Origin of the sequence: Pseudomonas sp. NBRC 111127 (assembly GCF_001320345.1) — a bacterium.
Taxonomy (GTDB): domain Bacteria; phylum Pseudomonadota; class Gammaproteobacteria; order Pseudomonadales; family Pseudomonadaceae; genus Aquipseudomonas; species Aquipseudomonas juntendi.
In genome coordinates this window covers 22,218-34,477 of record NZ_BCBD01000020.1, presented here as the reverse complement: position 1 = coordinate 34,477, position 12,260 = coordinate 22,218, and the positions used below count along the sequence as shown (strand labels likewise).

Sequence of the window (12,260 nt, the reverse complement as noted above, 5' to 3'; positions counted from 1 at the left end):
TGCCGGGGTTGGCAGGGCGGCTCTGCCCTCAAAGAATTGGTTTACCACCTGTCACGGCATAGCGCGACCCGCTGATGTAGCTGGCTTCGTCAGATGCCAGCAGCACGTAGATCGGCGCAACCTCGACGGGTTGCCCAGGGCGCCCCATGGGGTAGCCGGAGCCGAAGTTCCGGACCGCCTCATCGGGCATGGTCGCCGGAATCAACGGGGTCCAGATCGGCCCCGGGGCTACGCTGTTCACGCGAATGCCCTTTTTGCCCAGCAACTGCGCCAGGCCGGCCGTGAAGTTGGCGATGGCACCTTTGGTCGCCGCATACGGCAGCAAGCTGGGGGAGGGGTCGTCGGAGTTCACCGAACTGGTATTGATGATCGAGCTGCCCTTGGGCATGGAAGGCAACGCCGCCTTGCAAATGCGGAAAATGGCGGTGATGTTGATATCGAAGGTTTTCACCCATTCATCATCGTCAATTTCCTCGAGGGTTTCGTGGGCCATCTGGAACGCGGCATTGTTCACCAGGACATCGATGCGGCCAAACCGCTCGACGGTCTTGGCCACGATGGCCTGGCAGTGTTGCTTGTGCGCCAGGTCACCAGGCAGCAGCAGGCATTGGCGGCCTGCGGCCTCGACCCAGCGTGCGGTTTCCTGCGCATCCTCATGCTCGTCGAGGTAGCTGATGGCAACATCTGCACCTTCCCGGGCATAAGCGATGGCCACCGCCCGGCCGATGCCACTGTCGGCCCCTGTAATCAGGGCGATCTTGCCTGCAAGCCGGCCATGGCCGGTATAGGACTGCTCGCCGCAATCCGGGTATGGCTCCATCTTGCGCTGCGTACCAGGAACGCTCTGCGGTTGAAACGGGAACGGCGGGGTAGGGTAGTCGCGCATGGTAAAAGCTCCTGCAGTTGAGAATGCTCATACCGGTTCGAGGAGGCTGGTACCTGCGCGTTGGTTCCAATGCGCCGAGGAAGCGACGAGCGGTGTCACCCCTGCTCGTGAACCAGGGCGCGATTGCTTCGCGCTCCGGTCAGAAGCTTTCCAGCACGATCTTGCCCCGGGCCTTGCCGCTCTCGATGACGGCGTGCGCACGGCGGAGGTTCTCGGCATTGATTGCACCGAAGTGCTCGCCCAGGGTTGTCCGCAGCACGCCCTTGTCGACCAGGCTGGAGACACGTTCGAGCAGATGATGTTGCTTGATCATGTCGTCGGTCTGGTACAGCGAGCGGGTGAACATGAGCTCCCAGTGCAGCGACAGTGACTTGCGCTTGAGGGGCACGACATCCAGCTGCGCCGGATCGTCGATCAGCGCCAGCTTGCCTTGTGGGCGAAGCACTTCTACCAACTGGTCCAGGTAGGTATCGGTGTGCGTCAGGCTGATCACATAATCCACGCACTCGAGTTCATGCGCTGCAAGCTGAGCGGCGATCGGCCGGGTGTGGTCGATGACATGATCCGCACCCAGTTCCTCGATCCACTGTTGGCTTTCAGCCCTGGAGGCGGTACCGATCACCGTCAATTGCGTAAGCTTGCTGGCAAGCTGGATCAGGATGGAACCCACCCCGCCGGCAGCGCCGACCACCAGCAGGCTTTGCCCTTGGCCAGCCTGCTCTGCAATGCCCAGGCGGTCGAACAGCAACTCCCAGGCGGTGATGGAGGTCAACGGCAACGCCGCAGCATCAGCGTTATTCAGACTACGGGGCTTGTGCCCGACGATACGCTCGTCAACTACATGCAGCTCGCTGTAGCTGCCCGGGCGGTCGATGGCGCCGGCGTAGAACACTTCGTCGCCGGGCCGGAACAACGTCACTTCAGGGCCCACCTCGCGCACAACCCCGACAGCGTCCCAGCCAAGCACCTGTGGCTGTTGGCCGCCGCGGCTTGCCCGTATTTTCGTATCGACCGGGTTTACCGCAATGGCCTTGACCTCGACCAGCAGATCCCTGGCACCCGCCTGGGGCGCGGGCAATTCTGTGTCGTAGAGCGACTGTGGGTCGTGAATGGGCAAACCGGGTTGGGTATAGACGACGGCTTTCATGGGTTGTATCCAGAGGCTGGGAAAGTGGGTGCAGGCTAAGCATTTCAATTGATTGGAAAAACAGCCTGCATGAAGCAAGACTTTCTCTGCAGGCGTGAAAATGCATTGAGGGCCTCGCGACCCGGCCCCGGTTTACGCTTGCCCTGATGGGGCTGTGAAGTGATCAGACATTCACTTCAATGAATAGATAATGTGCAAATTCTGGAGAATCAGAATAAACAATCGAAAATCTTTTCGGCGGTGGCGTTTTTAGGCAGCACATTCCCCGGCGGGCGCATCATCATATTGACCAGCATGTGGCCTTACACGGGCCGCTTGCCTGCGGGGTGAACCTCACCCCAATCGAACCTCCCAAAAGGAACGCCATCGTGCACCACGTCAAATATGACCTGTCCGAAGCCCAGACCAGCCTTGAGTACATCCTCGAACAAGTCATCTATGGCACGGTCGTTGTCATCGTGCGCAATGGTATTGAAATTGCCCGGGTTACCGCGGTGGAAGGTTTGAGCCAGCGTGCTACGCGGCCCATGGCCACCCCGTATGAGCTGTAGCAACGCTGCAGGGGGCGCCACCCACCGGCTGAACAGGCACAGCGCTGCTGCACGCCTCGTCATAATATGCACCGCCCCGTGAATTTACCGCGTAAAGTGACCATTGAAGTCCAGCCCTACGCTGGCGCAGCGGGGCGAGCACTGGCGCGCGTACATCAATTAGCGGCTATTGTAGGAGGGCGGTAAGCGAACCGCCTTCGCTGGGTATGGAGGCTGGACGCGTTCCTGCACACTACAAAGGGAACCCTATGCAGCAGCTACCTACGGACGAAACGATCCGTGCAGCCTTGAATCGAACCCATGCACGGCTTCACCGACAACATGAGCTGGTTGTCGAGTTTGGCGTGGTGTCGTTGCAGGTCACAGAACTCGACCTGCTGCTGACGCGCGCCTGTGAAGTGGTTGCCGAGGGCATGAATACGCGCTACGCCAAGGTGCTCCAGCCTGAATTGGACGGCGACGGTTTCGTCCTGTCCCATGGGGTTGGCTGGGATGCTGCAGACATCGGCAGGGCTACCGTGGGTGCAGATGAAGCCAGCCCGGCAGGGTATGCGCTGGCCACCTACAGGCCGGTACTGTCGAACCATCTGGGCATGGAAAATAGGTTCCGCACCCCTGAGCTGCTGAAAAAATACGGTATAGAGCGCGCGATCAATGTACCGATTCGCGGTGTACTCGGCCCATTCGGCGTGCTTGAGGCCGACAGCAGCAACGGTGAGGATTTCGTGGAAAGCGACCTGGTGTTCCTGGAAGGGATTGCTACCGTCATTTCACTGGCTGCCGAACGGATTGCCGCAGGGGTCGAGGCGCCTCACCCCGACCCCTATTCCGAGACGATCCTCAATGCCAGCCCTGACTGGGTGGAGATCATGTCTGCCGACGGGCACATCGAATTCATGAACGAAGCTGGCCTGACCTTCATGAACACCAGCGCTGCCGAAGTCACAGGCCAGCGCTGGCATGAGCTGTGGCCAGAGGAATCCAGGTCGATTGTGTGGGAGGCGCTGGGTAAAGTCGGCGCTGGCGAGACCATTCGGTTCGAAGCGTATTGCCCGTTATCGGCTACTGAGCCGAAATGGTGGGATGTGACGGTGGCGCCGATCATGGGCGTGAATGGCCAGGTTGAGCGAGTGATCGCCGTTTCGCGCGACATCACCGCACGGCATCAGTACGAGGCCCAACTGCTGTCCCTGATCGAGGCGCAGAACACCAGGCAAGACCGCAGCGACCTCTATCTGGAGGAGATTCATCATCGGGTCAAGAACAGTTTGCACCTGGTGAACACACTGCTGCTGCTGCAGGCAAACCTGGCAGCCGACGCGGCGGTCAAGCTGCAGCTTGAAACCGCGGCTGGCCGGGTAGTCACCATTGCCAGTGTTCACGAGCGGCTGTACCAGACCGCTGAAGACCAAGGCGTGCATGCTGAAGAATATCTGAATGCATTGCTCGGCGATCTGGGCAAGGCCTTGGCAGACCGCAAGATCGTTCTGGAGGCAGATGATTTCGTGCTGCCGCCTGAACGTATGGCGCCCCTGGGCCTGGTCATCTCCGAGCTGATCACCAACGCGCTCAAGTACGGCAAAGGCACCATTGAGGTGCTGGTCAAGCATGCAGGCGACCATGCATTGCTCACCGTTCGCGATGAAGGCGATGGCTTCCCGGACAACTACCCCAAGCCGACGGGCACCGGCCTGGGTATGCGCTTGGTCAAAAGCTATTCCGGGTATGGTAGCGCCGCGGTGACCATTGACCGCCAGGCCAGCAAGAGCTGTATTCATGTCCGCTTCAAGCTCTAGCCTTGCCGGCGTTGGCAGCCTGCCTTATCGACTGCGCAAGGTGTCCAGGGCCGGCGACCAGACGCCATGGCCACAACGTTCGCAGCAGCGCGTATCTTCAGCCTCATGGTAGGTCGCAAAGCCGCAGCCTACGCAGCTGTATAGCCCGGCCGCGGGCGGCGAGCTGTATTCGGGCCGGTGTTCGGCAGGCAGCACGGACAAGCCTGGGCGGGTATCCTCGGCAGTGTAGAAATACAGGCTGAGGTCGCCATCGGTCTCCAGCAGGCCCAAACGGACTTGCCCCAGGTGCTCCACGCCTTGTTGGCGCAGCTCCATGAACAGTTCACTGGCTGAAATGTTCAGATTACGCAGCGAATGGACCTCGTACATGCCGTCCTTGACCACGGTGATGGGCAGGCCATCAATCCACGCCTCGCAGGTCTTGCTTCGCTTCATGAGGTAGATGGTGCCGCGGTACAGCACGAGCAGGGTAATGAACACCAGGGCTACCGGCAGAAGCGGCACATCCTCGTAGAATGTCACGTCGCCCGCCGCAGACCCCAGGGTCAGAATCACCACCAGTTCAAAGCGCGATAGCTGCTTGATCCCGCGGCGCCCGCTGAACTTGAGAAAGCAGAACACAGCGAGAAAGGCGGCCAATACCCGAACGGCGACTTCCAGGAGAAAGGTGACCGGAAATTCGCCGAGCAACATCCTGTGCAGATCGAATGTGACCATACTTGTCTTTTCCCGGCCGTTAAGCCCTCAATGTGGGCCGAATCACGCCTGGCACGCGCTTACCGGCGGCTGGCATGAACCGCCGCCCAGCGCCGTGCCAGAGGTCTGTCAGGCGTTCGACCGCAGGTAACCTCGCAATGCTCCGTGCGCAGCGGCCCGCGGCAATCGCTCAGCGGGCTGATTACCTTTATTCGCTGGCCTCCAGTTTCGCCCATTGGCGGTAGGCCGCTTTCAGGCTGGCAGGCAAGCAGGGCGGATCACCCTCGATTTTACTGTGTGCCGGGTGGCTGCCCTTCCATTCCATCAGCCACGCGATCAGCGCTGGGCGCGTACCGGGGCAGGGGCCAACCTGCTGCTCGAGGGCATCGGCGATGGGGCCGAGGGTTTGGATGTAGTGGTCGAGTTTGGCGAGTGGGTCGTCCATGCTAATGAACCTCTATCGATTGCGCAGCAGCGGTGCTGCTGCCATCAGCGTATCTAGCATGGCACGGTCAGGGCTTGCAGTCTTCCATTGCCAGGCTCGCCTTTCTCCAGGGCCAGCAGGGCCGGCATGTCGAGTGTTTCCACCAGCTTGCCGCGCAGGTTGACGATACCTTGCCTGACGGGTGAGGGCGTTGCGATGGGATCAGGTTGTGCCTGGCGTCCGGCAACCGGTTGATCTGCGCCAAATACCCGCGTTGTGATGAATGCCGTTGTCGTGAGCGCGTCAGTTGACAAACGTCAAGTCTGCCGAGCATGGCTGAACGATGCTGCGAGCACGTAACGGAACCGCCGAGGTGGGCCATGCAAACCCCGCAAAGACTGCTGTTGATAGCATCGCCGCTGATGCGCCGGACCCCTGTCTACGACCGCGCCGCCGCGCTGGCCAAGGCCAAGGGCATGGCGCTGCATATCGTGGCGTTCGACTATGTGGAAGGCCTTGCAACCGCAGGCCTGGTCAATGAACAGGCACTGGCGGCAATGCGCGAAAGCTATGTGCAGCAGCACCGCGACTGGCTCGAAGCCCAGGCGCTACCGATGCGCCGCAGCGGTGTCACCGTGACCACCGAAGTGCTGTGGGTGCAGCACCCGCTCGACGAGATCCTGGTGCACCTGCGCGAACAGCCGTTCGCCATGCTGATCAAGGCCTTCGAGCATGAGCCTTGGTGGGCACGCGCCATGTTCACTTCCCTGGATATACAACTGCTGCGCGAAACCCGCATCCCGCTGCACTTGGTGCACAAGGCCCGCCATGCATTGCCCCGCACCATCCTGGCGGCGGTGGACTTGTCCAGGCCAGAGGATCAGATCGAGGGTTTCAATGACCAGATCATCAGCGAGGCGCTGAAACTGGCCTTGCAGTGCAATGCGCAAATCGAGTTGCTCTATGCCTACGACCTGGGCTCGATGTACCTGGACGCCGACGGTAGTCGGGAACACGCCTTCCTGTTCGACTCCAACTTGGCGCACACACTTCATGAAGCCCAGAGCGATGCCTTCCAGGCGCTGGCCGAGCGCAACGGCATAGCGGCCGAGCACCGCCATATGCGCATCGGTGACCCGGCCAAGGCGCTGGCCCTGTTCATGGACAACCATGACACCGACGTGCTGGTGATGGGCAGCTATCACCACCGCGGTATTGGCTGGTTCATTGGCAGTACGGCCGAACGGGTACTGCATCGCTTGTCGTCCAGTGTGCTGGTGATCTCGCCCGAGCGTTCTCAAGGTTCACTTGGCAGTTGTGATGGGCTGCACGACAGCACCTGCGGTGCGTTGGCACAGACACTGTTGGCGACCGTCAATGGAGGCTGCCTGCCAGCAATGCCATAATGTCGACGTCGGTGTTTCCCTTACGTGGCATTCTTCGAGGCGCTGTGCATGAACGATTTCACCCCTTGGACGGCGCTGGCAGGCGGCGCCTTGATCGGCCTGGCTGCTGCGCTGTTTGCCGTGGCCAATGGGCGTATCGCGGGTATCAGCGGCCTGCTCGGGTCGTTGCTGCAACGTGGCGGGGAGGGGCGTGGCGAGAAAGCGTCATTCCTGCTCGGCATCCTCGCCGCGCCGTTGCTGTGGCAACTGTTTACAGCCCTGCCGCCTGCGCACTTTACGGTTTCGCCCGGGTGGCTGGTGGTCGCCGGGTTGCTGGTCGGCCTCGGCACCCGTTACGCCGCAGGCTGCACCAGCGGCCATGGTGTGTGTGGCCTTTCCCGATTGTCGCCGCGCTCGGCAGTAGCAACGCTGAGTTTCATGGTGGCCGGGTTTGCCACCGTCTATATCCTTCGTCATGTGCTGGCAGGTAACTGACATGCAGCGGCTCAGTGGTTTTCTGGCTGGCGTGTTGTTTGGCCTGGGGTTGTTGCTATCCGGCATGGCAAACCCCGCGAAAGTGCTCGGGTTTCTCGACCTGGCCGGGCGCTGGGACGCCTCGCTGGCGCTGGTCATGGTTGGCGCCATCGGCATCGCTTTGCTGCCCATGACCTGGGCGCGGCGGCACAGCGTGGCGTTGCTGGGTGGCCGAATGCAGTTGCCGACGCGGCGCGACATCGACCGGCGGCTGGTGGGCGGCAGCCTCATGTTTGGGGTCGGCTGGGGGATCGCTGGCATCTGCCCGGGCCCGGCACTGGTGCTGCTGGTTGGCGGCTACTGGCAAGCCTGGCTGTTCGTGGCGGCCATGCTCGTGGGCATGCTGGTGTTCAGCGCATTGCAGGCGCGCGGCTGACTAGGCAGCGCTTTGGCTGCCCTCAGCGGTACGTCATCTGCATCAGCAGGGTTGCAGTGTAGCTGCCCGCTTCAGGCAGCTCGCCCACCGAAACAGGTTTGACAAGAAGGCGTAGCAGTAACGGCTCTTCGCTGACGGGCCAGGTGCCCGTTTCCCCCAGCCCGATACTTGGCTGCTCGGTCTTGTCGCCCAATTGTACCCGCAAGCCCAATGCTGCCCGGTTGGTAAGCATCACCGACCCGTCAGCCAGGCCCATGCCGGGCGATAACTTCAGCTCCAGCTTGGTGCCAGGTTGGCAGTCGAAACGCAGCGGCACATCGGTGATCGCGGCACTGTCATCCGCCAGTTGGTTGAGGTTGACCTTACCAAGGTCGATCTGTTGTGTACTCGGAAACCGCGTGACGCACGGTGGTGCGATCAGGTTGCCGCCGACATCGATCTGCGCTTCTTTCGCAGGTTCGGCAAAAGTGGAGCCAGTCATCGCGAGTAGTACCCAGGCAAGCGCTTTCATAAGTAACTGATCGTCATGACCATCGATGAGGTAAAGGCGCCGGGCGTCAGCGTGCCGAACGGCACCAGTTTCGCCTTCAGGCTGAGATCGACGTCGGCGCCCAGGTTCATGTAAGGCTTGCCTTTGCCTTCGAGGTTCGCTTCCGAACCGTCCGCCCACAGCAGGGACACGCCGAGGTTCGCTGCCGTGGTTTTGGCTACGGTGGGCGTTTGCGTGCCATTGTTGGCGCTGAACTTCACCGACAGCGATGAACCCGGTGAGCATTTCAGACGTACCGGCACATTGACCGTGCCAGTAGTCGCCACTTTGTCTGTTTGCACATCGCCAAACGCAGCGGTCAGTTTGGTGCCAGTGCTCAATATGCAGGGTGGACGAGTGAGGGTGCCGCTGACAGTGATGTTCACCGTTTCGTCAGCCTGCACGGTGGCGCTGAACAGCGCCAATACAGGTAGCAGTCTTTTCATCGCGATGGCCTCAGAGGTAGCTGATGGTCAGTGTGTACTGGCTCTGGAATGTACCGGATGGCGATTTCCCCGCTTCCAGTACTGGCCTGAAGCTAAGGCCCACGCTGTTGCTGCCGGCCCTCAGTTCCATGACGCGCGAGGAACCGAGCTCTACAGGGTTCCCGGTATCGCTCCAGAACGCCCTCATGTTCAAACCTGCCAGAGAAGTCTGTGAGGTACCGTAATTGGGGCCGATGATTGCCCGACTTGGCGTTAATGTAACGTTGGCGCGCAGCGCTGAGGCGCAGTTGAGTACAACAGTGGTCGATTGCGTTGCGTTGTACAGGTCGTTACTGTTGATGGTGCCGAGTTTCAAACTGACAACATCGGGTGAAGTTAGCGTACAACCGGCAGCTTTGACATTGTAGATATAGAGAACGGTATGGATCCATTCTGCATAGAGCGGAGCGCCGATGGCAGTGACGCCTAACACGATCTTCGCCGCGTATCTGCCGGGAGTGCTTGGCGCTTTTCCGCGTACAAAATAACTGTAGGGGATTTTCCGACCGATCGCGATAGGCCCACACACCCCTCCCAAGCAGGTATCTGAGTAAAGGCCCAAAGGCAACTCTATTACCTTCATGTTTGTAAGAGGGTCCCATACAGTTAGTTGCCCTGGGTCATCTCCGTACACAGGAGTGATGTCCACCGTCGGGTAGAAGCTTTTGGTAAATGCGCGGTTGGCAGTACAAATCCCATTGAACCGCACGTTCATTTGATCACCGGGGCTGAAGTCGTAGCCATCCATTGAAGAACCCGAGACATCGCAGGTCAAGTTGCCTCCGATCAGCGCCTGCACTTGAAACGAGATGCTGACCAGTAAACCAGCCAACAGCGCCTGCATAAGCCGGTTGCGTTTATTAACGATCATGATGATTGATCCTTGGCGCCTGACCCGATGGCCGCGCGCTGACATTGCATGTTCAATTGAGTGATTCCGCCCTTTTCCTGCGCCACTTCGTCCTGAGTCACGTGGAGGCTGCACCATGGACGACCGTCCACGCTGATGACCAACTGCGCTTGGTCTGGTACGCCGGTCAGGAAAGCGCGCCCGTTGTCTGCCACCAAGGTGTTGCCGACGGGGCGGCCGTCGGTCGTGAACAACTCGGCGCGGGCGGCGAACGGCGCGGGTTGGCCCTGCCCATCAATGATCCGGAACAGGATGCGTCGGCCTCGCCGGATATCGAAGTCGGTGAGTACAAAAGCGCCGCGGTTCGGTATGACTTCCTGCACCGGCTCGGCAATGTCGACGTCTGCGGGTATGGTCTGGGTGTCCAGCGACACGCGATTCTTTCGATAGGGCAGGGCCTGCGGCACCACTGTATAGCCCTTGCTGTCCGTGCGGACCCCGCGCGTGTTGGTGATGGCTACATCCGCTGCGCCCGGTGTGGCGACGATCACGTTGGTTTCTCCTAGCGGCTGACTGAAAATCAGGTCGCTGCCATACGCCACCACCGAACCCTCCACCCCCATGTCCATTTGCCGGCTGCCTGCGGTCTGGTTGTAGGCGCCACGCAAGATCGCACTCGGCGCGTCATACTGCGCAGCCACGGTGGTACCCGTTTGCCGTTGTGCACTGGTGACTTGCTGCGATACACCCGCGCTGTAAGAGAGGGTATCGTCCTGCAGTGCGTTGCCGCTCAAGGTCGCTGTACGCGATACGGCGCCGCTGGAACTTTGATTGAGGTCGGCCGTGATGCGCTGGTTGCGCGTGCCGCCCAAAGGCATGCTGATGCTCAGTGACAGGCTGCGGTCGTCGAGGGTGGCGCCTTTGCTCACAGCCAGACCCAGGGTGTAGGAGATGTTACCGGCGCTTGCGCTGTACCCCAGCTGTATCGAGGTGTCGGCGTCGCTCCGTCCCCAATAGGCGGTTTTCGATATGTTGGCGTACATCCCGCCATAGCCGCCCAACTGCTGCGATATGTTGGCGCTGAAGTTGCTCTTCATGTGGCCGTTGCGATAGGTATCCAGGCTGCGCTCATTGCTGCGGCTGTCCAGTGCCTCTTTGAACGAGTAGTAGCCGCCGGTGGAATAGCGATAGCCGATCAGGCTGAGGTTGGTGTCAGTAGCCGTCAGGGATTTGGAGTAGCGAAAGCGGAGCGACTGACCCGTCGAGGTGGTCCTTTCCCGGCCCATGGCATCGCTGCGGGCATGAGTCATGTCTATCGAAATCGCACCGAAACCCGCGAAATCGTGGGCAAAACCCAGCAGGCCGGCGTTGTATTGGTCACTCAGCAGGCTGCCGCCAAACAGGGTGGTGCTGCCACTCAGGCCGCGCCGCAGCGACGCCTGAATGAACGTTGGCGTTTGTTGCATGGCGGCCGATTGCGCTGGGCGGTATTGGCCGGCATACACCGAATAGCTCTGCTGCCCCTCGCGCAGCATGTAGGGCACCGACGAGAATGATTGGGTGTAGACCTGACGCTGGCCATCCGGGCCTTCTACCGTGACTTCGATGTCGCCGTTGCTGGCGGTGGGGTATAGGTCGGTGAGCGCGAAGGGGCCCGAGGGTACCCATTGCTCGCGAATCACATAGCCCCGCTGGCGAATGATCACCCGTGACCTGCCATTGGCGATGCCGCGAATCACCGGGGCGAATTCGCGGGCCTGATCAGGCAGCATGTCCAAATCTGAGGCGATACCTAGCCCGCGATAGGGAATGCCATCGAACAGGTCGCCTTCGGTGGTGGAGTCGCCCAAGGTTGCTATCGCCATCAGGTTACCCATGTCGCGCTGTGCGTAGGTTTCCAGCGAATCCCAGCGCCCGGGCGTGCTGCTGCCTTTTTGCCAGGTCGAGAAGTTGCGCAGGCGCCAGGCCCCGACATTGATACCGCTGCGCAGGCTGGCGAACTGGTCGTTGCGGTGGCCGCTGTCAGATTTGACCGTACTGCCAGTGAAGCTGTAGTTGGTGAACGCTACTCGTTCGCCAACGCTCCATTGCCGCCGGCGCACTTCGAACGGGATGCTGCCCAGGTAGGCCTGGGGAATCTCAATGGAGATAATCTGGCGGTTGAAATCGTAGTCGTAGCTAACGCCAGCTAGGCCCTGATCGAAGGCAATACAGCTGGGGTCGGCGTCGTTACGGTTTTGCAGGGCGGCTTCAGCCACCCCTTGAGTGCGAAAGAACTCGGTATCCAGGCACGGGAACAGGCCCGTGCTTGAGCGTTCCTGCGCCCCGGTGGCACGCACGAAGCGCACATCGCGCTGTGCGATCGAGTGCTGGTTGAGGTGTACCTCCACGCGGTAAACCCCCGGTAACTGGCCGTTGCTCATGGCGCTGATCTGTTGTTTCACGGCAGCCGAGCTTTGCCCACCACCAATCTCGAGGAACGATGCATCGAACTCGTAGCCGGCGTATGCGGGCGCTACCTGCAAGGCAGCGGCGGCCAACAGCGGGCAGCCGAAAGCCTTCATGGCGCGACAGCGCACAAGTTGGAATGAACGGAGCATG

At 60.7% G+C, this 12,260-nt stretch carries 12 protein-coding genes and 1 pseudogene; 5 read left to right on the top strand and 8 right to left on the bottom strand.

Going from position 1 to position 12,260, the window contains the following annotated elements; all coding sequences use genetic code 11:
• Positions 1–28 precede the first annotated feature (28 nt).
• Both APH30_RS06090 and APH30_RS06085 read right to left on the bottom strand, forming a co-directional pair.
• On the bottom strand, positions 29–886 hold the full coding sequence (locus tag APH30_RS06090) for an SDR family oxidoreductase (protein WP_054911964.1): 858 nt from the start codon (positions 884–886) through the stop codon (positions 29–31).
• 139 nt (positions 887–1,025) lie between these two features.
• Positions 1,026–2,033: a zinc-binding alcohol dehydrogenase family protein gene (locus APH30_RS06085; protein ID WP_054911963.1), complete on the bottom strand. Its 1,008-nt coding sequence runs from the start codon at positions 2,031–2,033 to the stop codon at positions 1,026–1,028.
• 368 nt (positions 2,034–2,401) lie between these two features.
• Here APH30_RS06085 and APH30_RS06080 point away from each other — a divergent pair, with 368 nt between their 5' ends.
• Together APH30_RS06080 and APH30_RS06075 are read left to right on the top strand one after the other, a co-directional pair.
• A complete protein-coding gene (locus APH30_RS06080) occupies positions 2,402–2,584 on the top strand; it encodes a hypothetical protein (protein ID WP_009685512.1) in 183 nt (60 codons plus the stop codon).
• Positions 2,585–2,832: 248 nt separating this feature from the next.
• The gene (locus APH30_RS06075) at positions 2,833–4,380 is read left to right on the top strand and encodes a sensor histidine kinase (RefSeq protein WP_054911962.1); all 1,548 of its coding nucleotides are present in this window, start codon (positions 2,833–2,835) and stop codon (positions 4,378–4,380) included.
• A 24-nt stretch (positions 4,381–4,404) separates the two neighbouring features.
• On the opposite strand, the gene APH30_RS06070 is transcribed toward APH30_RS06075, so the two are convergent.
• Both APH30_RS06070 and APH30_RS06065 read right to left on the bottom strand, forming a co-directional pair.
• The gene (locus tag APH30_RS06070) at positions 4,405–5,097 is read right to left on the bottom strand and encodes a DUF421 domain-containing protein (RefSeq protein WP_054911961.1); all 693 of its coding nucleotides are present in this window, start codon (positions 5,095–5,097) and stop codon (positions 4,405–4,407) included.
• A gap of 187 nt (positions 5,098–5,284) precedes the next feature.
• Positions 5,285–5,521, bottom strand: a complete 237-nt coding sequence (locus APH30_RS06065) for a hypothetical protein (RefSeq protein ID WP_054911960.1) — start codon at positions 5,519–5,521, stop codon at positions 5,285–5,287.
• 359 nt (positions 5,522–5,880) lie between these two features.
• Here APH30_RS06065 and APH30_RS06060 point away from each other — a divergent pair.
• The 3 genes and pseudogenes from APH30_RS06060 to APH30_RS06050 form a co-directional block, all read left to right on the top strand.
• Positions 5,881–6,804: pseudogene (locus APH30_RS06060) on the top strand (universal stress protein); the annotation flags it as partial.
• Positions 6,805–6,954: 150 nt separating this feature from the next.
• Entirely contained in the window at positions 6,955–7,380 is a 426-nt protein-coding gene (locus APH30_RS06055) for a YeeE/YedE family protein (RefSeq protein ID WP_054889761.1), read from the top strand.
• Position 7,381: 1 nt separating this feature from the next.
• Positions 7,382–7,795 (top strand): DUF6691 family protein, encoded by a 414-nt coding sequence (locus tag APH30_RS06050; RefSeq protein WP_054911959.1) that lies wholly within the window; start codon positions 7,382–7,384, stop codon positions 7,793–7,795.
• 22 nt (positions 7,796–7,817) lie between these two features.
• Here APH30_RS06050 and APH30_RS06045 read toward each other — a convergent pair whose 3' ends face one another.
• The 4 genes from APH30_RS06045 to APH30_RS06030 are packed head-to-tail and all read right to left on the bottom strand — an operon-like array spanning position 7,818 to position 12,259.
• Positions 7,818–8,276, bottom strand: a complete 459-nt coding sequence (locus APH30_RS06045) for a fimbrial protein (RefSeq protein ID WP_177333711.1) — start codon at positions 8,274–8,276, stop codon at positions 7,818–7,820.
• A gap of 26 nt (positions 8,277–8,302) precedes the next feature.
• The gene (locus tag APH30_RS06040) at positions 8,303–8,749 is read right to left on the bottom strand and encodes a fimbrial protein (RefSeq protein WP_177333710.1); all 447 of its coding nucleotides are present in this window, start codon (positions 8,747–8,749) and stop codon (positions 8,303–8,305) included.
• 31 nt (positions 8,750–8,780) lie between these two features.
• Positions 8,781–9,680, bottom strand: a complete 900-nt coding sequence (locus tag APH30_RS06035; protein ID WP_054911956.1) for a hypothetical protein — start codon at positions 9,678–9,680, stop codon at positions 8,781–8,783.
• Entirely contained in the window at positions 9,677–12,259 is a 2,583-nt protein-coding gene (locus APH30_RS06030; RefSeq protein ID WP_054911955.1) for a fimbria/pilus outer membrane usher protein, read from the bottom strand. The genes APH30_RS06035 and APH30_RS06030 overlap by 4 nt, the downstream gene beginning before the upstream one ends.
• Position 12,260 lies beyond the last annotated feature (1 nt).